This window comes from Affinundibacterium nitidum (assembly GCF_014284155.1).
Lineage (GTDB): Bacteria > Pseudomonadota > Gammaproteobacteria > Burkholderiales > Burkholderiaceae_D > Undibacterium > Undibacterium nitidum.
On the sequence record NZ_JACOFZ010000004.1, the window covers coordinates 60,540 to 83,922 of the forward strand.

Below are 23,383 nucleotides of genomic sequence, written 5' to 3' on the forward strand. Positions count from 1 at the left end.
GTTTAGAGGAACTCGGCGATTAAACTCACCAGTTCCTCACCGTAGCTTTCTAGTTTCTTAGCACCGACACCGGTCACCCCGCGTAAATCTTCGAGCGAGCGTGGTTTGGCTTTTGCAATCTCTCGCAGGGTGCTATCGTGGAAAATAATAAAGGCGGCGGTATTATGTGCTTTCGCGGTTTCTACGCGCCACCAACGCAAACGCTCAAATATTTTTTGCTCGACATCGTCAAGATTTGCTTCAGCAAAATCTTTCGCTGATTGGCGTTTGTGCTTGACCGCCTTCTCCGCTTTTTTGTATTGACGTAGTTGAACTTTGGTCTCACCGCGCAACACAGCACGTGATTCTTCGGTTAGCTTGAGCGAACTAAAATTTTCGTAATCGACTGCGACTAAACCGAGTGCAATCATTTGCCGCAATAGTGCTCGCCATTCCGCTTCGCTTTTATCTGAACCAATGCCGTACGTTGAAAGTTGATCATGGCGCCATTGTTTGACGCGATCGGTGTCGATGCCGCGAATGACATCGATGACGTGGCCAGCGGCAAAGCGCTGATCAACTCGATAAATCGTGGACAGAATTTTTTGCGCCGCGACGCTACCATCAAATGAGATCGGCGGCGATAAGCAGGTGTCGCAGTTGCCGCAAGCTTTAGAATGTTGGCCGAAGTAGTCAAGAATGTGAACACGACGGCAATTGAGGGTTTCGCACAGGCCCAACATCGCATCGAGCTTGGCGCCCAAGATACGCTTGTAGGCTTCATTCGCTTCAGACTCATCGATCATACGACGTTGCTGCACGACGTCTTGTAATCCATAAGCCATCCAAGCATTGGCGGTTGCGCCATCACGTCCTGCACGTCCGGTTTCTTGATAATAGCCCTCGATGCTTTTTGGTAAATCGAGGTGAGCAACAAAACGTACGTCCGGTTTATCGATGCCCATACCGAATGCGATGGTGGCCGTCATCACGATACTGTCTTCACGTAAAAAACGAGCCTGATTGCGGTAGCGTTCTGACTGCTCCATTCCCGCATGATAAGGGAGTGCGGTGATGCCATTCTCGTTGAGAAACTCTGCCATTTCTTCAACCTTTTTGCGCGATAGGCAGTACACAATTCCAGCATCGCCACTGTGTTGAGCTTGAATAAAATCGAGCAATTGTTTCTTGCCATTCGCCTTTTCGACAATTTGATAGCGGATATTGGGCCTATCAAAAGAAGAGACAAATTGCAGCGCATCTTCGAGCTGTAAGCGATGAATGATTTCGTCACGAGTTTGCTGGTCAGCAGTGGCAGTTAATGCGATGCGTGGTACATCGGGGAAACGTTCGTGCAATACCGAGAGTTTGATGTATTCCGGTCGGAAGTCATGGCCCCACTGTGACACGCAGTGAGCCTCATCGATTGCGAATAACGCCAGTGGAGTGACCGAAAGAAGTTCAAGGCAGCGGTGTGTCATCAGGCGTTCAGGCGCGATGTAAACGAGATCGAGTTCACCCGCTCGCATCAACCTCTCAATGCGCATCGCTTCATCAAAACTCTGTGTTGAGTTCAAAAAAGCAGCGCGGACACCGACTTCCGCTAAGGCATCGACTTGGTCTTGCATGAGAGCGATCAGCGGAGAAACAACAATCCCAACACCTTGCCGGATTAAGGCAGGAATCTGATAGCACAAAGATTTACCACCACCAGTCGGCATCAGTACTAGAGCATCACCGCCATTGACAACATGATCGACGATTTGAGCTTGTTGGGAGCGAAAAGCAGGATAGCCGAACACTGTCTGCAACAAGTGCAGAGCTTGTTCTTGCTTAGCATCGAGTGGGGTGCTCACGTTGGTCTTATACTTGGAGAAAGTTTATTCGGTCCAAGCAATCCAGCCTAATTGCCAAGTCAATAAAATCATGATGCCGAAACCAATTCGGTACCAAGCGAAGACATTAAAAGTGTGAGTGGAAATGTATTTCAATAACCATCGAACGCAGAAAAAGGCTGAAATGAATGCGGTGATCGTACCAAGTCCGAACATGGGGACATCAGAAACCGTGAGCAAGTCACGTGCCTTATACAAAGAGTAAACAGTAGCACCAAGAAGTGTTGGAATCGCCAAAAAAAACGAAAATTCAGTAGCTGCTTTACGGGACATGCCAAACAACATAGCGCCGATAATGGTCGCGCCAGAGCGTGAAGTTCCCGGGATTAGGCCAAATGCTTGGGCTATGCCGACTTTGATGGCATCGGTAAAGCTCATATCGTCGACTGTTTCAATCCGCGGAGATACCGTACTTTTTGCTTGTCGATTTTCTACCCAAAGAATAATGATGCCGCCAATGATGAAGGCACTTGCTACCGGAACTGGCGAGAACAAATACTCTTTGATCTTTTTGATGAACAATAAACCGATGATCGCTGCAGGAAGGAAGCCGATAGTGATATTGATCGCGAGTCTACGGGCTCGACTATCGTTGGTCAGGCCTAGTACGATTTGCGCGATTTTTACCCGGTACTCCCAGCAGACAGCGAAGATTGCACCAGCCTGAATCGCAATTTCAAATACTTTTATTTTTTCACCGCTGAAGTTGAGTAGGCTACTCGTTAAAATCAGGTGGCCAGTAGAGGAGATCGGTAAGAATTCGGTTAGGCCCTCAACGATGCCCATGATAATAATTTTGACGGCGAGAAGGAAATCCATATTGTGTTTGCGTTCAACGGGTTGGTTAAAAATTACAAGGCACGAAGCTTATCATGTAGTGCATACAGTGAGCTTGATTTTCGACGTGGGGTCACGAGTTCCTATTCGGTTGCGTTGCTTGTTCGAGTTGTTCTAGCCACAGGAGTGCATAGGTACGATCAGCGCCGCACATTTCTAGATTGGCTTGAAGCCCAGAGCAACAAGCGGGGCGTTCTGGCTTGCCGAAAATTTTACAGTGTAGATTTTCGTCCAGTTGAACACAGGGAATACCAGCGGGTTTGCCGTTCGGCATTCCTGGGATTGCGCTTGTTATGGAAGGTGCGATGCAGCAGGCAGCGCAACCGGGGCGACAGTTGATAAAGTTCATTACGTTATTGTAAATGGTGCACCCTAGCCGATGCACTGTTTAGTTTGAATTTTCTGGTGAGTGCTTGTGGAACTTCGAGTAGAACAAAGTTTCCGTTATGTTGCCTTGACCAAACTCGCGACAAGGCTTACATTACTGACTCGTGAGTAAGTTAAATTAATTGGTGATTTCTTACAACTGATCATCCTAAAAAATGTTCAAAAGAAATGACTGATTTTGATCCTAAGTCTTTGAAAATAGAGTAATTTGTTGTTATGACATGTCCATTTAAGCCGCGTTGGGAGAGAAGGAAAGATGCTCGTCCGCAAGAGCTGCTGGATGCTGCCCTAGATCATTTCGTGGCGCGAGGATTCGCAGCGACTCGTTTAGATGATGTCGCTAAGTCTGCTGGAGTGTCTAAAGGTACTTTGTATCTCTATTTCAGTAGCAAAGAAGAGTTGCTTAAAGCAGTCGTTCGGGAATCTATCGTTCCTCTCATTGGTGAAGCAGAGTCAGTGATTGAGCAGTTTGCAGGCAGCAGTGAGGAGTTATTCCGCCTAGTAATGCGTACATGGTGGGACAATGTTGGTGCTTCGAAATTATCAGGTTTGCCAAAACTGATGACGGCAGAAGCAGGTAATTTCCCTGAACTTGCGCGATTTTATCAAGAGGAAGTGGTTGATCGAGGTGAGCGTCTAGTGGCGACTATGCTGAGGCGCGGGATTGAACGTGGTGAGATAATCGACGTCGATTTAGAAATTGCACCTAGAGTGTTGGTGGCACCAATGATCATGATGATGCTGTGGAAACATTCAAACGGCGTTTGTAAGGTTGAGGAAGATAAGTTGCCAGCACATCTCGACTATTACATTGAGATGTCATTACGTGGAATTTTGGTTCCAAAGCCTGAATCTGCTGATGTAAGTAGGGACGAGAATAAGGATCAGAAGAAAAAAGCCGCCAATTGCTGCAAAACTTGATGCAAAGCGACTCTTAACTAGTCGTATTTGATAAAATGGAAGTTTCCTCTGACACATTAACCTTGTTTTTCAAAACGTGAATAGCGTTGAAGCGAGTAGAAGACTATGAATATCGAACAAGCCCGTTTTAATATGATTGAGCAACAGATTCGTCCAACGAATGTGAGCTCGCCTGAAGTCTTGTCCCTGTTAGCGACAGTCAAGCGTGAGAATTTCTTCCCTGACTCACAAAAGGCTTTGGCCTTCTTTGATACCTCATTGCCACTCGTTGCTGGGGTGATGTCTTTGCCGCCCAAATTGGAAGCGCGCATCATCCAAGAAGTCAATGCCAAGTCGACGGACTCTGTTTTGGTAGTGGGTGCAGACTCTGGCTACCTTGCAGCTTTACTGGCGCACCAAGCGCGCCATGTCACAGTGATGGAAGCCGAGAGCGAGCTTCGAAATCTAGCTCAAGCCAACATCAAAGCGAATGGCTTAACCAATGTTGAAGTCGTTTTGGGTGATGCATTGCAAAACCAGGCTGTTGCTTCTTTTGACGTGATTGTGGTGACAGGTTCTTTGGAAAGTATCCCTCAAAATCTGCAAGAACAATTGAATGTTGGTGGTCGTCTGTTCGTGTTTGTTGGTAAGCCACCAGTGATGTCGGCACAGCTGATCACACGCGAATCTGACTTATTCTTTAAGGCCCAAGATTTGTTTGAAACTTCAGTGGGTCGTCTATCGCAAGCGATCGCTGAATCGAGTTTTAGACTTTGATATTGTTTTGAAAAGCCTTGGATTTATTATATTATTAATTTTTTAAGTAAAGATTGCGCATGCAAGCGATTACAGCTCCTGAATTAGCACAATGGTTGGCTGATTCCAGTAAAAAAATGCCATTTTTGCTTGATGTCAGGGAACCTTCAGAGTATGAAATTTGTCATATTGCTGGATCGCACCTGATGCCGATGCACAGCATTCCCATGAAGTTGGACGAATTAGCGGGGGATGTTGAGATCGTTTGTATTTGCCATCATGGTGGCCGTAGTATGCAAGTCGCACATTTCCTTGAGAGAAATGGCTTCAATCAAATCATTAATTTGACCGGTGGTGTACATGCGTGGGCTTTGCAGGTTGATCCTGAAATGCCCACATATTAGACAGTTTTGGGTGGTGCCGAAAACGTCTGCTTAAGTGATTTGTCGTCGTATTGAGGTCTTCCAAAGAGAAGACTCTGCGATTTTTAATTTTATTCGGAGCATTTTATGCGTAAATCTATTATCGCTACTTTTATTGCGACAGCGTTTTTATCATTAAACGCGGGTGCCAGCGATTTGCTGCAAGTTTATAAAGAAGCCTTGGCAAACGACGCGCAATACAGCGCAGCTCGCGCAGCGAAGATGGCAGGAGCTGAGCGTTCGGTTCAGGGGCGTTCTGCTTTGTTGCCACGTATTGGCTTGAGTGGTGGTGTCAGTAAAACTCATTCCGAGTTTGATCCCGATATCGGTAACACTATCAAATCAAACTCCACTGGTAATTCAGTAACTTTGTCTTTGAGCCAGCCTTTGTTTAACTTGGGCACATGGGAAAGTTACGAGCAAAGTAAGTTAGCCGTTGTTGCTAGTGAAATTCAATTCGCCCAAGCGCAGCAAGATTTGATGCTTCGTGTCAGCCAAGCGTATTTCGATGTTTTGGCTGCTGAAAATACATTACAAACTCTGCAAGCACAGAAAGTTGCAACGGCAGAGCAGCTCGCTTCCGCGAAACGTAACTTCGAAGTAGGCACACAAACAATTACTGACACTCACGAAGCGCAATCTGCATTTGATTTGGTGACTGCGCAAGTATTGGCAGGCGAGGGTGATTTAGAAGTTAAGCGCGCTGCGCTGCGCCAGATCATTGGTAAAGATGCCGGCAATTTATCGCGCTTGAAAGACGGCGTGCAATTGTCATCACCAGTGCCAGCACAGATTAATGAGTGGGTAGCAACAGCCGAGAAGCAGAATTTTGCTGTAACGTCTTCACAGGTCTCTTTGGAAATCGCGCAGCGTGAAATCAAGAAGAGCCGCTCAGGTCATTTGCCAACGATTGATTTCTCAGCGAGCACAGGCCGTAGTTCTGGTAGCTCTGCAGCCGCTATTCAAAGTGGCGTTTCAAAGCCAACAACAGTAGGTGTCTCGGTTAACATTCCTCTGTTCTCTGGTTTTGGTACAGACAGCCGCGTTCGTGAAACGATCGCCTTAGAAGATAAAGCGCGTAATGATTTGGAAAGTGCACGTCGCGCAGCCGCGCAAAATGCACGCCAAGCCTATATCGGCGTGGTGAGTGGTTTGTCTCAAATCAAAGCGTTTGAAGCGGCTGAAATTTCCAGTCAATCTGCCTTAGATTCAACTAAGTTAGGTTACCAAGTTGGTGTACGTATCAACATTGACGTTTTGAATGCACAGCAAAAATTGTCTAACACGCGCCAAAGCTTGGCTAAAGCACGTTACGACAATATTATCAATGGCCTGCGTTTGAAAGCCGCTGCTGGTACTTTGAAAGAAGCAGATTTGGCAGAAGTGAATACGCTATTGGTCCAATAAGTTACCAAACCCTATATGCAAAAAATGCCCGCAACTATGCGGGCATTTTTGTTTGGGACTTTGGTTTCTGCGTCAAAGATAAATGAGAGATCTAAGCTTCGACAAAGATCTCTCATGTAGGCATTATCCGCAAGCACCTACATATCCGCAGGAAACGCAACGAGAACAGCCATCTATCTTTTGCAACGCATATGCACCACAATCAGGACATTTCTTACCACTTGCTGTTGCGATCATTGGTGCAGTTTCACCTTCGTAAGCGAGATCATCCATACCGTAGGCAAGTTGCTTGTTCTTGTATTTTTCAGCCAGCACGGTGATCGGTACTTGATTTCCTGCAGCATCTAAGAAACCGCGCTTCATCAAGATTCGTTGCAATGAATAACCAATTGCAGCAACTTCAGATTCATGAAATAAAGGTGCTTGTGATCCATCATCTTTGGTGATCATGCCGCAGCGTACTGTGCCTTTGTCCCAAACTACCTCTCGCATATCGGCCAACGCTTTTGCAATCGATCCACCCGAGCGCGCAGCCATTGAGAGCAAACGCATACTTGCTGATATCCATTGTTGACCATCGTTCTTCTGTCCTGCTGGCATAAAGAATTCAAACGGGCGTTCTATGGTGGCGAGCTCACCACCGACAATGCCTTGAATATGAATAAAGCTGACCGTCAGGTAAACTGTTTTCTTACCCTCGTAGGTCATATACTGTACTTTAGATGTGACCGATTCAAGATCACCAAATGGACGTCCGTCAAACTGTTTGCGCAGTAAGTCATCGTCCGGCAAGACTTTAGACGTGGCAGCAGGCGTATCGCTACCAACAGAAAGGACACTACCAAGAATATTGTTGGGGCGGTAGGTTGCAAGGCCTTTCAAACCTGCCCGCCAAGCGTCGAGGTACAAGGTTTGGAAATCATCATATGGATAGTCGGCCGGCACATTTACCGTTTTCGAAATCGCAGAATCGACGTAAGGCTGAACGGCCTGCAACATCATCATGTGGTCATTGGCAGACATGTTGAGTGCTGTCACAAATGCAGGCGGTAACTTGCTATCGTCCGAGACGTCATTGCCGAGATGGCGATATAAACGCCAAGCGTGGTCGGCGACTTCGTAGATGCGACTGTCGCCCGCAGCCATGCGCTTCTTGCGATTATAAACCCAAGAGAATGCTGGCTCGATGCCATTAGAAGCATTGTCAGCGAACGCTAAAGTAATTGTGCCGGTCGGTGCAATTGAGATGAGGTGTGAGTTGCGCAGGCCCGTTTGCTTGATCTGTTCACGAACCTCAGTTGATAGACGTTTTGCGAATGAACCAGAGAGATACTTTTCTGCATCGAATAGGGGAAAAGCGCCTTTTTCTTTGGCTAAATCGCTAGAAGCGGCGTATGCTGTGTCACGCATTTGTTCTGCGACTTGACGAGCAATATCACGCCCTTGCGCCGAATCGTAGCGAATGCCTAACATCACCAATGCGCTTCCAAGGCCAAGAAAGCCGAGTCCCACACGACGTTTCGACATTGCTTCGTCATGTTGCTGCTGCAATGGCCAAGCCGTCGCATCAAGTACATTGTCTAGCATACGAGTAGCGACTGACACTACAGCTTTGAAACTTTCAAAGTCGAAAAATGCATCCTTACTAAATGCTTGCTTAACGAAACGAGTCAAATTGATTGAGCCCAAACAACAGCAACCATAGTCGGGTAAGGGCTGTTCACCGCATGGGTTCGTGGCTTCAATTTGTTCGCAATAGTAGAGATTGTTCTCGGCGTTGATACGCGATAAGAATAGTATGCCCGGTTCTGCATGGTCATAAGTTGATTTCATGACCTCATCCCAAAGCTCACGTGCACGCACTTTTTGATATACCCAGGCGCCGTCATCACGCAGATATGCCCCGGCTTGTTTCTTTTCTTCTCCTGGTTCGGCTTTATGATTGAGTTCGAAATCGGTATCGTCTGCAACTGCCTGCATGAACGCATCTGTTACGCCAATTGAAATGTTAAAGTTGGTGAGCCCACCTTTGTCTTTGGCATGAATAAAATCTAAGATGTCAGGATGATCGCATCGTAAAACGCCCATTTGTGCGCCGCGACGTGCGCCTGCGGACTCGACTGTAGAGCAAGATGCGTTGAATACCTGCATAAACGAGACGGGGCCCGATGCGCGTGAACGCGTTCCTCTCACCAATGCATCTTTTGGGCGAATCGTTGAAAAGTCGTAACCGACACCACCACCGCGTCGCATCGTTTCCGCAGCGTCGGAGAGTGCAGTATAAATTCCCGGTTTTCCATCTTCGGCACTTGAAACAGAATCACCAACAGGTTGTACAAAACAGTTGATGAGAGTGGCGCGCAGATCCATTCCAGCTGCCGAGTTGATACGACCGGCCGGTACAAATCCATTTTTCTGTGCCCATAAGAATTTTTCTTCATAGTAGGCTTGAAAGTCAGGTGCTTCAACGCTTGCTAGCGCCTTCGCAACGCGGCTTTGCACATCTTGGATGGTACTTTCTTCGCCTTTGGCGTACTTCTCTAGCAAGACGTCTAATGAGATCTCTTGCGGCGACATTTCTGATATGCCAAGGATTTTTTCGTTTGCGTTCATGGTTATTTCACTCAAATAGACTGCTGCGGTATTGCAGATAGCGTTACTTAATTATAGTCCTGTGTGGGCTAATTTCTTTGACTCAATTCAATTAAAAAGTGGTGCAAAGTTTCGGTGAATTGAATGTGAAATGCAGGAAATTGGCGGTGGTTGGCAGAGGTCTTGCCGGGCCTGAAAGTTTTCTTTCGGCAAGTTAGCTAAGTTGCATTCTAATTTTGAAAAAATCTTTGATTTAAATTAAAGAGTTGACCCTGAAATCCTTGCTGCTTCGATTTACATAAGAATGATTCTCGTTTATAGTTTAACCCTGAGAAATACTTTAGGGTTTTATCCCAATGAGCTCTTTTCATGCTGATATGACAATATCAATGCCGATAACAAATACCTCCGAGATGACAATGGAAGGCCGCAACGCCATTTCGTCTTTACCAAACCTTGCGCAAGTTGCGATAGGGGAGAGGTTTGTCGTGCGCAGTATTCTGGCCAATGGTGGCGCGCCTGAATGGCAGCAGCAACTTGAAGACATCGGTTTTATCGTTGGAGAGCCTGTGACATTAATGGCTAAAGGTGCTTTTGGTGGAGACCCACTAGTTGTGCGCATCGGTCTCTCCACCTTTGCTCTGCGCAAAGCGGAGGCAGCTTGTATTTTGGTAGAGCCAGAGTCTACCGTCATGAAAGTGGCGGCATGAAAGAAGCTGTTGTCCATTTTCATGCGACTGGACCTCTAATCGCGCTCGTCGGAAATCCTAACTGTGGCAAAACAGCGCTATTCAATTTACTAACCGATAGCAAACAAAAGGTGGCTAATTACGCTGGCGTGACCGTCGAGCGTAAAGAAGGTCGACTCAAGACTTCGTCTGGCAAGGTATTACGCGTCCTAGATCTTCCAGGAACCTACAGCCTGCATCCACGCTCTTTAGATGAGCGTGTTACTCATGATGTTCTTTACGGAAATGCGATCGGCGAGAAGCGCCCCGATTTGGTGGTGTGTGTAGTCGACGCCACTAATCTGCGCCGCAGTTTGCGTTTGGTAATCGCTGTGCAGCGCTTGGGCCTCCCGTGTGTGGTGGCTCTCAATATGACAGACATGGCTGAACAACGTGGGGTGCATGTCGATGAGCAAGCCTTGTCTCGTGAATTAGGTGTACCTGTCGTTCGAACTGTGGGGATCCGACAAGGTGGAGATACGGTTTTGAAAGCGCTGCTTGAAAATGCAGACGCCTGGCAGCAAGCAGCGAACGATAGTCAGCCGACGATAGATGATACAGAAATTAAACATCATACTGATTTAGATCATGAACGTGTTCGTCAGATTTTGACGAAGCTAGGCTTGGAAGCCATGGTGCCGCATGAAATGAGCGACAAAATTGATCGCGTCGTCTTGCACCCTGTATTAGGACCGTTGTTGCTAGCATTGGTTTTGTTTTTGGTGTTTCAGGCGGTGTTCGCTTGGGCTACCGTCCCGATGGACGCCATTAAGGCTGGCACTGAATGGTTAGGCTCAACAGTTGCAGGTCTGCTACCAGAGGGTTGGCTGCAAAGTTTACTGGTCAACGGCATTATCGCTGGAGCCGGTGGTGTGATCGTTTTCCTCCCACAGATTTTGATTTTATTCTTCTTTATCTTGGTTCTTGAGGAGTCGGGTTATTTGCCGCGTGCTGCATTTTTGCTTGATCGCTTGATGGGGGGAGTAGGGCTTTCAGGGCGCTCGTTTATTCCATTACTTTCTAGTTTCGCTTGCGCTATTCCGGGCATCATGGCAGCTCGTACGATCGCAAATCCTCGCGATCGTTTGGTTACCATCATGATCGCACCATTGATGACATGCTCCGCCCGCCTCCCAGTATATGCACTATTGATTGGTGCCTTTATTCCTCAGCGCACGGTGATGGGCATTTTTGAATTGCAAGGTTTGGTCTTATTTGCACTGTATGGGGCAGGAATTGTTGGAGCCTTGGCAGTCGCTTGGGTGCTCAAGCGCTTCACTGCGCATGGTCAGATCCGTACTTTGATGATGGAGTTGCCAAGCTATCATTTGCCAACATTGAGAAACATTTTCGTAGGACTCAAACAGCGGGTGAAGATCTTCCTAGGTCGTGTTGGGGGCATCATTATGCTTTTAACGATAGCGCTCTGGTTCTTGGCCAGTTTTCCAGGGGCTCCTGCTGGCGCAACTGGGTCGCCAATTGAATACAGTATTGCGGGTTATATTGGGAAAGCACTGGCGGTGGTGTTTGAACCGATTGGTTTCAATTGGCAAATAAGCGTTGCCTTGGTGCCTGGCATGGCAGCACGTGAGGTTGCCGTGAGTTCTTTGGGGACGGTATATGCTTTGTCAGCTACAGGAAGTGATACGGCGCAAGCATTGTCTCCTTTGATTGCTGCCCATTGGAGCTTGGCAACAGCTTTGTCATTACTTGCTTGGTATGTTTTTGCGCCACAGTGTATATCAACGATTGCCACAGTTAAGCGTGAAACTGGTGGTTGGCGCATGCCAATTATTATGGTGACTTATTTATTTGCACTCGCTTACTTAGCCTCTTTCATCACTTACAGGACTGCGATTGCATTTGGTCTGGGCTAGTTTGTTCTTTGCTTCGTTTCAGTTTTGATTTCTATTTTGACGGCCTCAAATCGAGGTCGTTTTTCTTTTTGGATGTTGGGTTGAAGCAAGTGCGCTCTAAATTTTTGTGGCAAGTAATCGAGGTGCGGCACTGTTAATCCGGTGCTTGTTGCCTTTTGTCGGTGACTCGTTTGATGTAGGACATTTGACATTGACTTATAGATATTGAAAAACTATTATCGGTCACTTGTTCCCTGAAACTCGATTTGCTCGTATTGCTTTGTTTATTCAGGATATTCTATTCTTTGCGCCCATCGCCTATGCCTGTTTCAAATTCTACAGTCAGCTCTATTGATAGTTTTGAGGAAGTCGTCGCTCAAGCCCAATCTTCGAGTAATTTCAAGCCTTTATGGAATCGCTTGGTCAAAACAAAGTTCTTTGTCTCTGTCGTGCGCGAACCACTCGCCGCAAAACCAGATTTCCAACTGCACTCTTGGCCAACAGCAGATGCATCAGCGTCTACGATTCATATTTCGGAATACAAAGATAAGCTTGAATTAGGTGCGGGAACTGAAATTGCCCAGCTATCAGGTGCCGAGATCGTTCGACGTGCGCCAAATGGAATGGGGATTCGATTGTTATTGGCAGATAGACCACTTGAGGTTGCTGCCGTCAGGGTCGATTGGCTGAAGAAAAGTCTAGAAGCTTCGCGCGAGGCACTCTTAAAGAAGAAAAACGAGTTGCCTGCTGAAGTATCTATGCCGACGCCAAACACAGTCGCTAAGACGGGCGATACGCTCCCACCAATCAACGCGATTAGTATTCCGGCGCCAAGTGATGAGCCTGCTGTTGTCAAAGGTTGGGATTTTAGAGTTTCCGCTTTGCCGGCCGAAGTAGAGGCAGCAGCACCTGCAGATCAACCGGAGTCCTCCACGCCTGCGTTTAGTTTTCAATCGCTCGAGCTTGAGAGTGTCAAACCTGCACCAAAGCCAGTTGAAAAATTCGATGTTTCTTCGCTCAAAACTCGACACGTGACGCACGCAGGCCTTGGGGTGGAATTATTCGTTCCTGCTGCTTGGCAAGAAATGCGTAATGATAAAGCGCTTAAGTTCGTCGAACAGGCAGCTGGAATAGTTGTTGAGCTTAATGGTCGACGTCGAGATGACATGAGTCTTGACACTTGGATGACAATGCGATTGCCATTGGTCACTCAAGAGATGCCCTTTTTAACGCAGATATCGGAGACGATTGAAGTAAAGGGCCGTAATTGGCGTGATCAAATCATTGGAAAAGTAACGGAGTTTCGCGGACGATTTCCTGGCGATGATGTCGATAGTATTTATCAAATATGTTGTATTCAAACGGGTAAGCGTTTAATTGCGGTTTGTATTCGCGCTCCTATTTCTAACTTTGATGAACAACGACTCTTGTTCAAGTGGTTAATTGAAGGTGTCGAGGGATATGATGTCCCATCTAGAACTGAGGGGCAAAGTTCAGTTGGGGCGAGGGAAGGGCAAGTTTTTGAATCGCTTAGTGTGGGAGAGGCGCCTTCCTTTTTCTCCTTGTCGTTTGCTGGACGATTAGGGCGTCTGCGGTTCATTGTCTACTCATTTATGACAGCGCTTGCTTTCATATTCATGGGAGTGATCGCTGCGTTGATGGTTCGTGAACCCTCGTTTATTCTCATTGCAACTGGATTAGTGCTTTACATCATCATGATCTATAGACCGATCGTGCTGCGCATGCATGACTTCAACATGAGTGGGAAGTGGCTTCTTGGTTTGTTTTTACTGATCGGCACTGCAAGTGTATCCAAAAACGTCGGTTTTTTGATCGCCGCAAATGCCATCAATGCTTTATTTTATCTGGCTATTCTTCTTCTGCCTGGTAGTTCGGACACAAACGATTATGGTGAACCTTGTCCACCAAACCCAACTTCGATTACGGTTACTGCTTGGGTATTGATTGCAATAACGCTGTTGGGTGTTTTAGCGTCCTTCAAACTGGCGCGTAATCCGGGTTTTTCTTTTGCCGGCGCAAAAACCTCTGCGGTCAAAAGTGGATATGGCTTTACCCCTACCAACCGCAGCTTTACGATTAATTTTCCTGTAATTCCCAAGGAGGAGTTAGCGGCCGCGGCGAGTGCAAAGGGACCAGGTATGGATGAGGTTCATATCTATGACGCAGAAGAGAATGGTTTCCAGTACCTCGTTCAAGAGATTGGCTTCGAAAATTTACCTCCAGATCAATCTTTAGCATTGACTAAGTTCACCGACTATTTTGCAGCGAGACTCGGTGGTGAAATATTAGAGACGCAGAGAACGATGCAGGGGGCGTTTAGCGCACGAGCAGTGAAAATTCGTTTAGCTAATGCCGATCAACAGGATTTTCGATTGTTTTTTGTGGGGAAAAAGTTATTCGTGCTAGGCGTGCAAAGCCCTAAAAAGAGACTAAATTCTAATGAGGCAGAACGTTTCTTCGATTCATTCCAAGCGAACTAATCACACTTCAATTTGAAGTCGAGCTAGACATCAGCTACTCCCCAACAAAAAAAGCCATCCAAAGTTTGGATGGCTTTTTGTATTTTGGTGGAGACGGCGGGAATCGAACCCGCGTCCAGAAGCACTCTACAGACAGTTCTACATACTTAGTGCTGCCATTTAATTTAATCTTGACGACGCGGACGCACACGCTGCGTTAAGACGAGTTACCTATTATTTAGGCCTAAGCTAAGTAACCCAACTTAGGACGATTCCCTATGAATGACTCTACTGCTGTTGCCAGCCCACCCTAGGGAAGAGGTGGTGTAGAGCTAGCGAGCGATTAAGCTGCTAATGCGTACGAGTTATCGTTTGCAGTTATATAGTTCTGATTGTATTTACGAGGTAGTCAGGCCTCGGTATGCCCTGCGCTGCTTTGCAACCCCTGTCGAAACCAGGTCGTCCCCAAAGCTTTACGAAGTATATCCTATATGGTGCACTAGCTACAAATCTCAAGTCTTTACAGCCGATTTATTTAAGCCGCATGGGTTTGCAGTAACTTCGCTCTTACGAGTTCGAGCAATTCTAGGGGAGAATCGAGAATTGCATCTGCTTTCCAATGGGTCGGTTCGGTTGCGCCACAATAGCCCCATGCGGCAGCAATACTGGTCATGCCTGCTGCTTGTGCGGCTTGAATGTCTCGTAAGTCGTCCCCCACATACCAACACTGTTTTGGGTCGATGTTGACTCGACGAGCGGCTTCGTAGAGTGGCTCTGGATGCGGTTTGGCGTAGGGGGTCGTATCACCGCTGATCACGCAGGCAGCGTGTTCGAGTTGAATCAATGGTACTAGTTGATCTGTAAAACGTGCGGCTTTATTGGTTACGATGCCCCAAGTAATTCCTAGTTCTCCAAGTCCGTCGAGCAACTGCTTTACACCAGCAAATAGTTTACTGTGTTCCGCGATCGCTGATTCGTAATTGTGTAAAAACTCTACTCGCATCTCTTCATACTCTTGAGCATCTGGCGCAAGGCCAAAACCAGCACCAAGCAAGCCGCGTGCACCAGCAGAAGCAAATGGACGCAGGCTCAAGTACGGAGCAGCCTCTAAACCACGCTTGATACGCATGGTATTCACTGCGGCAGCTAAATCTGGGGCGGTATCCGCCAAAGTGCCGTCAAGATCAAAAAGTACCGCTTTAGGTGTAATCATATAGGATTTGTGCATGCAACCATATAGTTCACGCTTGTGTCTTGGTTGAGGGAGTAGATTTGGGTAAGTGGGGTGTAGCTCATTCCCTTCATGGAATTAACTTGTAAGCCCGCATTGCGAATATCTTGCGTTAATTCTGCCGGAGTGATGAATTTCTGATAGTCGTGCGTTCCCTTGGGAAGCATTTGTAAGAGGTATTCTGCCCCAATAACAGCAAATAAATAGGCTTTTGGATTGCGATTGATCGTCGAGAAAAATACGTGGCCACCTGGTTTTACTAGCTTCTTGCAGGCGCGAATAATTGATGCTGGATCCGGCACGTGTTCGAGCATTTCCATGCAAGTTACGACGTCATATTGGCCCGCCTCGCGCTCTGCCATTTCTTCGGCAGCGATCTTTTCATAACGAACTTCAACCCCAGACTCGAGACCATGAAGATCTGCAACTTTCAATGCTTTTTCTGATAGGTCAATTCCAGTTACCTTGGCCTTCTTTTTTGCCATAGATTCAGCCAATATTCCTCCACCGCAGCCAACATCAATCACGGTTTTTCCTGCAAGAGGGGCAATATTGTTAATCCATTCAAGGCGCAGAGGGTTAATTTCGTGAAGGGGCTTGAATTCCGAGTTCGCATCCCACCAACGATGCGCCAACTCGCTGAATTTCTGGATTTCGCTTGGATCTGCGTTTATCGTACTAGCGTAGTTATTTGACATGTCTATGCAATTCCATAAAGAAGCTGCCATTGTAAATTATTTGTCAGGCTAAGGTGAGGGCAGAACTGCATATATCAACGTAGGCTAACCTGTGCCCTTTATATGCATCACCATCGATTGTGACAAATAAAAAAACCCGCCGAAGCGGGTTTTTTTATTCAAATAATTTCGAGAAATTATTTAGTAACAGAACGTGTACCAACAACTTCGATCACAACGCGACGGTTTTGCGCGCGGCCATCTTTAGTTTTGTTGTCAGCAACTGGTTGTTTTTCGCCTTTGCCTTCAGAGAATACGCGTTTTGCGTCGATGCCGCGGCTGATGATGTACGCTTTTACAGCTTCAGCACGACGGATAGACAATTTTTGGTTGTATTCATCTGTACCTACTGAGTCTGTGTGGCCAGTAGCGATAATAACTTCCAAGTTCATGTCTTTCAGTTTGGATGTCATGTCATCCAATTTTACTTTTGCTTCTGGTTTCAAGATTGCTTTGTCGAAATCAAAGAATGCATCAGCTGCAAAAGTAACTTTTTCAGAAGTCACTTGTGGTACTGGTTTTGGTGGTTCAACCGGTTTTGGTGGTTCAACTGGTTTTGCTGGTTCAACTGGCTTTGGTGGCTCAACTGGCTTTGGTGGTGCCAAAGGAGCGTCGCAGCCTGGAACTGCGTCAGCAGGTGTGTAGTAGCCAGTTCTCCAGCACAGGCCAAATGGGTCACGGACGATTACGCCGCGTGCATCTTGCACGTACGCGCTATATGGTGAGTTTGCTTTGATGTCAGTGATTGTCTGAGCGGATGCCGAAAAAGCGGCAACAGCAGTTGCTGCAATCGCGAGATTAACTAAAAGTTTCATATTTTTTCCTCGGTTGAGAATAATCGCAGATGAACTGCTCGAATAAAAAAGCAAAAGCGTAAATGTGCACAAACTAGTTATGCAGTGCACATGAAGTCATAATTTTAACACGTGCTTGATGACATGACTATGACTTCTCATAGATGGAGTCAAGCAAAACAAGACAACTTGTGCGTTGCGACAAGGCGATTTTGCCATAAGTGTAGTTTCCTGCATTCAAATGAATTCGAGTGAAAAGTCAGGAAATGCAAATTATGTCTTTTTTTGACAACATGACAAAAACATTGGGATTTTCCGTCAGCAATGTGGTGATTTTCTAAAAAATACTGAAAGTCTCTCTAATACTAAAAATTGATGGTAAAAATTTCAATTTTGAGATTGGTTTTTGATAACGATAAAAACGGTGATTCACTACAGTTGCCGTGCTAAAATGAACAGTTGAACACTAAAGCTTATTCCTTACTTTTGTAAGAAAAATAGGGTTTCAGTTTTGGTTGCGAAATGTTGTTTTCCGCCAGCTTCGTGCTGGCTTGTTATTTTAACCAAGCTTATTTTTGACGAAGTCAATCACCGCAAGATGCTATGTCTGGTGTTTGAGCGAAAAACAAATTAAGAACTATTTCACTACTAGTCTGCCCGCCAATGGATCAATTCGCTAAAGAAACACTCCCGATTTCCCTTGAAGAAGAAATGCGCAAGAGCTACCTCGATTACGCCATGAGTGTGATTGTGGGCCGTGCTTTGCCGGATGTGCGAGATGGCTTGAAGCCAGTACATCGTCGCGTTTTGTTTGCGATGCATGAAATGAACAATGTCTACAACCGACCATTCGTAAAATGCGCGCGTGTAGTTGGTGAAGTCATGGGTAAGTATCACCCACATGGCGATGCTTCCATTTACGATACTTTGGTTCGTATGGCGCAGGACTTTTCCTTGCGCTACACCTTGGTTGATGGTCAAGGTAACTTCGGCTCAGTCGATGGTGATAATGCTGCGGCGATGCGTTATACCGAGTGCCGACTCGATAAGATTGCTAACGAAATTTTGGCTGACATCGATAAAGAGACCGTTGATTTCGTGCCTAACTACGACGGTAAGGAAAAAGAACCTTCGGTATTGCCAACCCGTATTCCAAATTTGTTGATTAATGGTTCTTCAGGTATTGCGGTAGGTATGGCGACTAATATTCCGCCGCACAATATCACTGAAGTCATCAACGGTGCTTTGCATGTCTTGCGCAATCCTGAGTGCAGCGTTGATGAATTGATTGAAATTATTCCAGCGCCAGACTTCCCAACAGCTGGCTTGATTTACGGCGTTTCTGGTGTGCGTGACGGTTATCGCACTGGACGTGGCCGTGTTGTGATGCGCGCGAAAACACATTTCGAAGAATTTGGTAAAGAAGGACGTACCGCGATCATCATTGATGAATTGCCGTACCAAGTGAACAAGAAGTCCTTGTTGGAACGTATCGCTGAAAATGTGCGTGACAAGAAACTCGAAGGTATTTCTGATATTCGCGACGAGTCCGATAAGTCCGGTATGCGTGTCGTGATCGAGTTGAAACGCGGTGAAGTGCCTGAGGTTGTATTGAACAATCTCTATAAGCAAACGCAATTGCAAGATACCTTTGGTATGAATATGGTGGCCTTGGTCAATGGCCAACCGAAGTTGTTGAACCTGAAGCAAATGCTGGAATGCTTCTTGTCGCATCGCCGAGAAGTGGTAACGCGTCGTACTGTGTTCGAATTACGCAAAGCGCGCGAACGCGGTCACGTGTTGGAAGGTTTGGCGGTTGCATTGGCGAATATTGATGATTTCATCGCGATTATCAAAGCCGCACCAACGCCACCGATTGCGAAACAAGAATTGATGACTCGCGCATGGGATAGTTCCATGGTGCGTGAAATGTTGACGCGCACGGCGGCAGATAATCCAGGTGGCATTGAGGCCTTCCGTCCTGAGAGCTTGCCTAAGCATTACGGTATTCAACCAGACGGATTGTATAAATTGTCTGACGATCAGGCGCAAGAAATTCTACAAATGCGTTTGCAACGCTTGACTGGTCTCGAGCAAGATAAGATCGTCAACGAATATAAAGATGTGATGGCAGAAATTGCTGATTTGCTCGATATTTTGTCTAAACCAGAACGCGTCACCGTGATCATCACTGATGAGTTGACTGTGTGTGTAAATGAGTACGGTATTGGCAATAAAGATGCGCGTCGCTCTGAAATTGTACTGAACGCGACAGATTTGGAAACTGAAGACTTAATCACGCCAGTCGATATGGTCGTGACTCTGTCTCATACAGGTTACATGAAGTCGCAGCCGTTGTCGGAATACCGCGCGCAAAAACGTGGTGGCCGCGGTAAGCAGGCTGCAGCAACGAAGGATGACGACTGGATCGAACAATTGTTCGTGGCGAACACGCATGATTACATCTTGTGCTTCTCGAACCGTGGTCGCATGTATTGGTTGAAAGTGTACGAAGTGCCACAAGGTTCTCGTAACTCTCGTGGTAAGCCTATCGTCAATATGTTCCCGCTCCAAGACGGCGAGAAGATCACTGTGATCTTGCCATTGTCGGGCGATAACCGTACTTTCCCAGAAGACCATTATGTGTTTATGGCGACTAGCTTGGGTACAGTGAAGAAGACAGCATTGACTGATTTTAGCAATCCACGTAAAGCTGGCATTATCGCTGTCGATTTGGATGACGGTGACTTCTTGATCGGTGCTGCGTTGACCGACGGTAAGCATGATGTCATGTTGTTCTCTGATTCTGGCAAAGCAGTGCGTTTTGATGAGAACGATGTGCGCCCAATGGGTCGTACGGCACGTGGTGTACGCGGTATGAACCTCGAAGAAGGTCAACAAGTGATTGCATTGTTGGTCGCTGAAAATGAACAACAATCTGTCTTGACCGCAACCGAAAATGGTTTTGGCAAGCGCACACCGATTACGGAATACACGCGTCATGGTCGCGGCACGAAAGGTATGATCGCAATTCAGACTTCTGAACGTAATGGTAAAGTGGTTGCAGCGACCTTGGTTGAATCGACTGACGAAATTATGTTGATTACGACTGGTGGCGTATTAATTCGTACCCGTGTTTCTGAAATCCGTGAAATGGGTCGCGCGACACAAGGCGTGACCTTGATTGCGGTAGAAGACGGCACGAAACTGTCTGGCTTGCAGCGCATTGTGGAAACAGATGCTGACCCAGAATCTGAAGTAACTGAAGGCGGCGAAGCAGCTGCCGAGTAAGAGTCAGGTGAGTCGCGTGGACGCCATGTTCACGCGACCCTCATCAATAGAATGCAGGAAAGTGTTGGGTAAATGCCCGACGAGTGGAGTAAGTCGCTCCACTGACCGTTTTTCGATCATCGTTTGAATACCATGAAACCCATCTACAATTTCTCAGCAGGCCCAGCGGTCTTACCTAAAGAAGTCTTGCAGCAGGCAGCAAGTGAAATGTTAGATTGGCATGGCAGTGGCATGTCGGTGATGGAAATGAGTCATCGTGGTCCTGAATTCATGTCGATTCTGGCGCAAGCGCAGTCAGATTTACGCGAACTCTTAAACGTTCCCTCTAACTACAAAATTTTGTTTTTGCAAGGTGGTGGCCTTGGTGAGAACGCGATCATTCCTATGAATTTGGTCGGGCGTAAGGCACAGCCCGCGACGATCGATTTTATTCATACTGGCTCCTGGAGCGGCAAGTCGATTAAGGAAGCTAAGAAGTATGCCAACGTCAATGTGGCTGCATCGAGTGAAAGTGCAGGTTTTGATGGCGTGCCTGACCAGGGTACGTGGAATCTAAGCGCAGACCCCGCCTATGTGCATCTATGCACCAATGAAACCATCGACGGTGTGGAATACCATTTTGTACCTGATGTCGCCGCCAGAACGAATAACGCACCATTAGTTGCAGACATGTCGTCCCATATTTTGTCACGCGTTATCGATGTATCGAAATATGGTGTGATTTTTGGTGGTGCACAGAAAAATATCGGCCCTGCAGGTTTAACGCTGGTGATAGTGCGTGAAGACTTGTTGGGTAGTGCTTTGTCGATCTGTCCGTCCGCCTTCGATTGGAAGAACGTGTCCGACAATGACTCCATGTACAACACACCACCTACATATTCCATCTATATCGCTGGTCTCGTGTTCCAATGGTTAAAGCGCCAAGGTGGTGTAGCCGCGATGGAGCAACAAAATATTGCGAAAGCGAAGTTGCTCTACGATTTTCTCGATAGCACCGATTTTTACGTCACCCGCGTGGCAAAAGAATATCGTTCACGTATGAATGTGCCTTTCTACTTGAAAGATGAGTCCTTGAATGCGGCTTTCTTGTCCGCGGCAAAAGAACAAGGTTTATTGCAGTTGAAGGGACATAAATCAGTCGGAGGTATGCGCGCCTCGATTTATAACGCGATGCCGATTGAAGGTGTGCAGGCTTTGGTGGCGTTTATGCGAGAGTTTGCGCGAAAAGCCCAATTATGAAAATATCGAAGTTTATTTTTACCGCAAGCTTTTGTTTATTTGCTGATTTGGTAAATGCGCAACAAGTCGAATGGCGTGTCGTGCATCGTGAAGATGGCTGTATTTCATTCAAAGATGTGGATGATTCTGGTTTGGGTTTAGAGAAGGTCAAAACACCAGATGAATTTTTGCGTGTGTTAAAAAAAACATATCCAGACGCGAAGATGCAAGTTTTTTTGGATGCAATTAGTGACCCCGAAAATCGACCGAAAACCGAGGAGGGAGTGCAACGGTTTAAGCTGATTACAAGAAAAAACGCGTACATGATTTCGTTTGACCGTGGAAATAATCAAATACCAGTTTGGACGAAAGATCTATGCGATCAAATGATGAAATTTAGGAGTGAGGAAATATCGAAGTAATTGAGTGCTACGTCTCGGTATTATTTCTTTTTAATTCGGTTACTTGCTAGTTGTAAAATCAGTTCTTTCTTCATTATCAGCCCTTTCTTCGCATGGTATCCACCATCACCTAGAAACCGTGGCGCTGATGAATCAAGCCAAAAGCTTGAATGAGTGTGTTAGTTTTACTTAATATTTTTCATTGAGGACATGCGCTCTAATGAATTTATTGGGACTTTCGCAAAATTGCGCTGGCTAGGCGCGGAGCTGAAGACAGTACGCATGTACGACAAGTTGAACGTAACAACGCCAGCGTCGGTTTTGCGTAAGTCTTTTCCAAAAAACGGTTTTTAGGTTTCGAAATGAACGACAATAAATTACTCCCTTTGCGCGAAAAAATCGACGCTATTGATGCTGCGATCTTAGAGCTATTGAATCAGCGTGCGTGCGTCGCACAAGAAGTTGGCCATGTTAAGGCTGAAACCAATGCACCTGTGTTTCGCCCTGAACGCGAAGCGCAAGTGCTACGCAATATGGCTGAAAAAAATTCTGGTCCCTTGAGTAGCGACGATATTCAATTGATTTTCCGTGAAGTGATGTCCGCTTGCCGCGCCTTGGAGCGTCGTGTAGTGGTGGCTTTCTTGGGACCCGTTGGTACATTCAGTGAGCAAGCGGTGTACAAACAGTTTGGGCACGCAATTGAAGCTTTGCCTTGTATTTCTATCGATGAAGTGTTTCGAGCGACGGAAGCAGGTACAGCAGATTTCGGTGTGGTGCCAATTGAGAATTCCTCTGAGGGCGCTATTAATCGTACGTTGGATTTGCTCCTACAAACCAGTTTGGCGATTAGTGGTGAGGTTGCGATTCCAGTGCAGCATAGTCTGATGAGTAAGTCAGGTACCATGGAAGGCGTGACTCGCATTTGTGCCCATTCACAGGCTTTGGCGCAATGCCAAGCATGGTTGAATCAGCATTATCCTCATGTTGAACGTCAGGCGGTGGCTTCCAATGCAGAAGCTGCGCGCATGGCAAGTGCCGATTACAGTGTAGCGGCCATCGCCAGTGAAATCGCAGGACATCAATACAATTTGGGTATCGTCAGTGCGCATATCCAGGATGATCCACACAATCGCACGCGTTTCGCGGTGGTGGGGCGTTTGCACACGACACCAAGCGGAAAAGACCAAACCTCAATTGTCTTAGCAACGCCAAATAAAGCGGGTGCTGTTTACAATTTGTTGGCACCTCTATCCAAGCATGGTGTGTCGATGACGCGTTTTGAATCTCGTCCTGCGCGTACTGGCAATTGGGAGTATTACTTCTATGTCGACGTTGAAGGGCATGCCATGGATGCCAAGGTGAAAGCCGCAATGGATGAGCTGAACCAAGATGCCGCTTTCTTCAAAATTTTGGGATCTTATCCCTGCACGGTATAAGCTTTGATGCTTCATCTCCAATACGGTGATGAGGCG

Annotated in this window: 18 protein-coding genes and 1 other RNA gene; 11 read left to right on the plus strand and 8 right to left on the minus strand. The window is 46.6% G+C overall.

Annotated features, from left to right (window positions below; all coding sequences use genetic code 11):
• Positions 1–2: 2 nt before the first annotated feature.
• The 3 genes from recQ to H8K36_RS11840 all read right to left on the minus strand — a co-directional run bounded on the left by recQ (position 3) and on the right by H8K36_RS11840 (position 3,060).
• The gene (recQ, locus tag H8K36_RS11830; RefSeq protein WP_186916690.1) at positions 3–1,835 is read right to left on the minus strand and encodes a DNA helicase RecQ; all 1,833 of its coding nucleotides are present in this window, start codon (positions 1,833–1,835) and stop codon (positions 3–5) included.
• Positions 1,836–1,859: 24 nt separating this feature from the next.
• Positions 1,860–2,693 (minus strand): undecaprenyl-diphosphate phosphatase, encoded by an 834-nt coding sequence (locus tag H8K36_RS11835; RefSeq protein ID WP_186916691.1) that lies wholly within the window; start codon positions 2,691–2,693, stop codon positions 1,860–1,862.
• A 91-nt stretch (positions 2,694–2,784) separates the two neighbouring features.
• Positions 2,785–3,060, minus strand: a complete 276-nt coding sequence (locus H8K36_RS11840; RefSeq protein ID WP_186916692.1) for a YkgJ family cysteine cluster protein — start codon at positions 3,058–3,060, stop codon at positions 2,785–2,787.
• A gap of 254 nt (positions 3,061–3,314) precedes the next feature.
• Between H8K36_RS11840 and H8K36_RS11845 the strand changes: the two genes are divergently transcribed.
• The 4 genes from H8K36_RS11845 to H8K36_RS11860 all read left to right on the plus strand — a co-directional run bounded on the left by H8K36_RS11845 (position 3,315) and on the right by H8K36_RS11860 (position 6,583).
• The gene (locus H8K36_RS11845; RefSeq protein ID WP_186916693.1) at positions 3,315–4,019 is read left to right on the plus strand and encodes a TetR/AcrR family transcriptional regulator; all 705 of its coding nucleotides are present in this window, start codon (positions 3,315–3,317) and stop codon (positions 4,017–4,019) included.
• A 105-nt stretch (positions 4,020–4,124) separates the two neighbouring features.
• Complete coding sequence (locus H8K36_RS11850) at positions 4,125–4,775, plus strand: protein-L-isoaspartate O-methyltransferase family protein (RefSeq protein WP_186916694.1); 651 nt, start codon at positions 4,125–4,127, stop codon at positions 4,773–4,775.
• Positions 4,776–4,834: 59 nt separating this feature from the next.
• On the plus strand, positions 4,835–5,158 hold the full coding sequence (locus H8K36_RS11855; protein WP_186916695.1) for a rhodanese-like domain-containing protein: 324 nt from the start codon (positions 4,835–4,837) through the stop codon (positions 5,156–5,158).
• 105 nt (positions 5,159–5,263) lie between these two features.
• Positions 5,264–6,583, plus strand: coding sequence for a TolC family outer membrane protein (locus H8K36_RS11860; RefSeq protein WP_186916696.1), 1,320 nt, complete (start codon positions 5,264–5,266; stop codon positions 6,581–6,583).
• A 123-nt stretch (positions 6,584–6,706) separates the two neighbouring features.
• Here H8K36_RS11860 and H8K36_RS11865 read toward each other — a convergent pair whose 3' ends face one another.
• The gene (locus H8K36_RS11865; protein ID WP_186916697.1) at positions 6,707–9,196 is read right to left on the minus strand and encodes an adenosylcobalamin-dependent ribonucleoside-diphosphate reductase; all 2,490 of its coding nucleotides are present in this window, start codon (positions 9,194–9,196) and stop codon (positions 6,707–6,709) included.
• 368 nt (positions 9,197–9,564) lie between these two features.
• Here H8K36_RS11865 and H8K36_RS11870 point away from each other — a divergent pair, with 368 nt between their 5' ends.
• The 3 genes from H8K36_RS11870 (at position 9,565) to H8K36_RS11880 (ending at position 14,260) form a co-directional block, all read left to right on the plus strand.
• Positions 9,565–9,885: a FeoA family protein gene (locus tag H8K36_RS11870; RefSeq protein ID WP_230404582.1), complete on the plus strand. Its 321-nt coding sequence runs from the start codon at positions 9,565–9,567 to the stop codon at positions 9,883–9,885.
• Positions 9,882–11,780, plus strand: coding sequence for a ferrous iron transporter B (gene feoB / locus H8K36_RS11875; protein WP_186916698.1), 1,899 nt, complete (start codon positions 9,882–9,884; stop codon positions 11,778–11,780). The genes H8K36_RS11870 and feoB overlap by 4 nt, the downstream gene beginning before the upstream one ends.
• 299 nt (positions 11,781–12,079) lie before the next feature.
• Positions 12,080–14,260 carry a DUF805 domain-containing protein gene (locus H8K36_RS11880; RefSeq protein WP_186916699.1) on the plus strand — a complete coding sequence of 727 codons (2,181 nt, stop codon included), beginning with the start codon at positions 12,080–12,082 and terminating at the stop codon, positions 14,258–14,260.
• Between the two features lie 85 nt (positions 14,261–14,345).
• On the opposite strand, the gene ssrA is transcribed toward H8K36_RS11880, so the two are convergent.
• From ssrA to ompA, 4 genes are all read right to left on the minus strand, one after another.
• Positions 14,346–14,706, minus strand: a transfer-messenger RNA (tmRNA) gene (gene ssrA / locus H8K36_RS11885).
• A 68-nt stretch (positions 14,707–14,774) separates the two neighbouring features.
• The gene (gene gph, locus H8K36_RS11890) at positions 14,775–15,452 is read right to left on the minus strand and encodes a phosphoglycolate phosphatase (RefSeq protein ID WP_230404585.1); all 678 of its coding nucleotides are present in this window, start codon (positions 15,450–15,452) and stop codon (positions 14,775–14,777) included.
• Positions 15,449–16,168 (minus strand): bifunctional 2-polyprenyl-6-hydroxyphenol methylase/3-demethylubiquinol 3-O-methyltransferase UbiG, encoded by a 720-nt coding sequence (gene ubiG, locus H8K36_RS11895; RefSeq protein WP_186916701.1) that lies wholly within the window; start codon positions 16,166–16,168, stop codon positions 15,449–15,451. The genes gph and ubiG overlap by 4 nt, the downstream gene beginning before the upstream one ends.
• A 176-nt stretch (positions 16,169–16,344) precedes the next feature.
• On the minus strand, positions 16,345–17,022 hold the full coding sequence (gene ompA / locus H8K36_RS11900) for an outer membrane protein OmpA (RefSeq protein ID WP_186916702.1): 678 nt from the start codon (positions 17,020–17,022) through the stop codon (positions 16,345–16,347).
• A 642-nt stretch (positions 17,023–17,664) separates the two neighbouring features.
• Between ompA and gyrA the strand changes: the two genes are divergently transcribed.
• From gyrA to pheA, 4 genes are all read left to right on the plus strand, one after another.
• A complete protein-coding gene (gene gyrA, locus H8K36_RS11905) occupies positions 17,665–20,292 on the plus strand; it encodes a DNA gyrase subunit A (RefSeq protein WP_186916703.1) in 2,628 nt (875 codons plus the stop codon).
• A 132-nt stretch (positions 20,293–20,424) separates the two neighbouring features.
• Positions 20,425–21,531 carry a 3-phosphoserine/phosphohydroxythreonine transaminase gene (serC, locus tag H8K36_RS11910; RefSeq protein ID WP_186916704.1) on the plus strand — a complete coding sequence of 369 codons (1,107 nt, stop codon included), beginning with the start codon at positions 20,425–20,427 and terminating at the stop codon, positions 21,529–21,531.
• Entirely contained in the window at positions 21,528–21,932 is a 405-nt protein-coding gene (locus H8K36_RS11915; RefSeq protein WP_186916705.1) for a hypothetical protein, read from the plus strand. Before serC ends, H8K36_RS11915 begins: the two co-directional genes overlap by 4 nt.
• A gap of 341 nt (positions 21,933–22,273) precedes the next feature.
• Positions 22,274–23,347 (plus strand): prephenate dehydratase, encoded by a 1,074-nt coding sequence (gene pheA, locus H8K36_RS11920; protein ID WP_186916706.1) that lies wholly within the window; start codon positions 22,274–22,276, stop codon positions 23,345–23,347.
• Positions 23,348–23,383 lie beyond the last annotated feature (36 nt).

Coding starts and splice junctions, on each gene's coding strand:
- H8K36_RS11835 (WP_186916691.1), bottom strand. CDS start 2,693: ATGGATTTCCTTCTCGCCGTCAAAATTATTATCATGGGCATCGTTGAG.
- H8K36_RS11840 (WP_186916692.1), bottom strand. CDS start 3,060: ATGAACTTTATCAACTGTCGCCCCGGTTGCGCTGCCTGCTGCATCGCA.
- H8K36_RS11845 (WP_186916693.1), top strand. CDS start 3,315: ATGACATGTCCATTTAAGCCGCGTTGGGAGAGAAGGAAAGATGCTCGT.
- H8K36_RS11850 (WP_186916694.1), top strand. CDS start 4,125: ATGAATATCGAACAAGCCCGTTTTAATATGATTGAGCAACAGATTCGT.
- H8K36_RS11855 (WP_186916695.1), top strand. CDS start 4,835: ATGCAAGCGATTACAGCTCCTGAATTAGCACAATGGTTGGCTGATTCC.
- H8K36_RS11860 (WP_186916696.1), top strand. CDS start 5,264: ATGCGTAAATCTATTATCGCTACTTTTATTGCGACAGCGTTTTTATCA.
- H8K36_RS11865 (WP_186916697.1), bottom strand. CDS start 9,196: ATGAACGCAAACGAAAAAATCCTTGGCATATCAGAAATGTCGCCGCAA.
- H8K36_RS11870 (WP_230404582.1), top strand. CDS start 9,565: ATGCCGATAACAAATACCTCCGAGATGACAATGGAAGGCCGCAACGCC.
- feoB (WP_186916698.1), top strand. CDS start 9,882: ATGAAAGAAGCTGTTGTCCATTTTCATGCGACTGGACCTCTAATCGCG.
- H8K36_RS11880 (WP_186916699.1), top strand. CDS start 12,080: ATGCCTGTTTCAAATTCTACAGTCAGCTCTATTGATAGTTTTGAGGAA.
- gph (WP_230404585.1), bottom strand. CDS start 15,452: ATGATTACACCTAAAGCGGTACTTTTTGATCTTGACGGCACTTTGGCG.
- ubiG (WP_186916701.1), bottom strand. CDS start 16,168: ATGTCAAATAACTACGCTAGTACGATAAACGCAGATCCAAGCGAAATC.
- ompA (WP_186916702.1), bottom strand. CDS start 17,022: ATGAAACTTTTAGTTAATCTCGCGATTGCAGCAACTGCTGTTGCCGCT.
- gyrA (WP_186916703.1), top strand. CDS start 17,665: ATGGATCAATTCGCTAAAGAAACACTCCCGATTTCCCTTGAAGAAGAA.
- serC (WP_186916704.1), top strand. CDS start 20,425: ATGAAACCCATCTACAATTTCTCAGCAGGCCCAGCGGTCTTACCTAAA.
- H8K36_RS11915 (WP_186916705.1), top strand. CDS start 21,528: ATGAAAATATCGAAGTTTATTTTTACCGCAAGCTTTTGTTTATTTGCT.
- pheA (WP_186916706.1), top strand. CDS start 22,274: ATGAACGACAATAAATTACTCCCTTTGCGCGAAAAAATCGACGCTATT.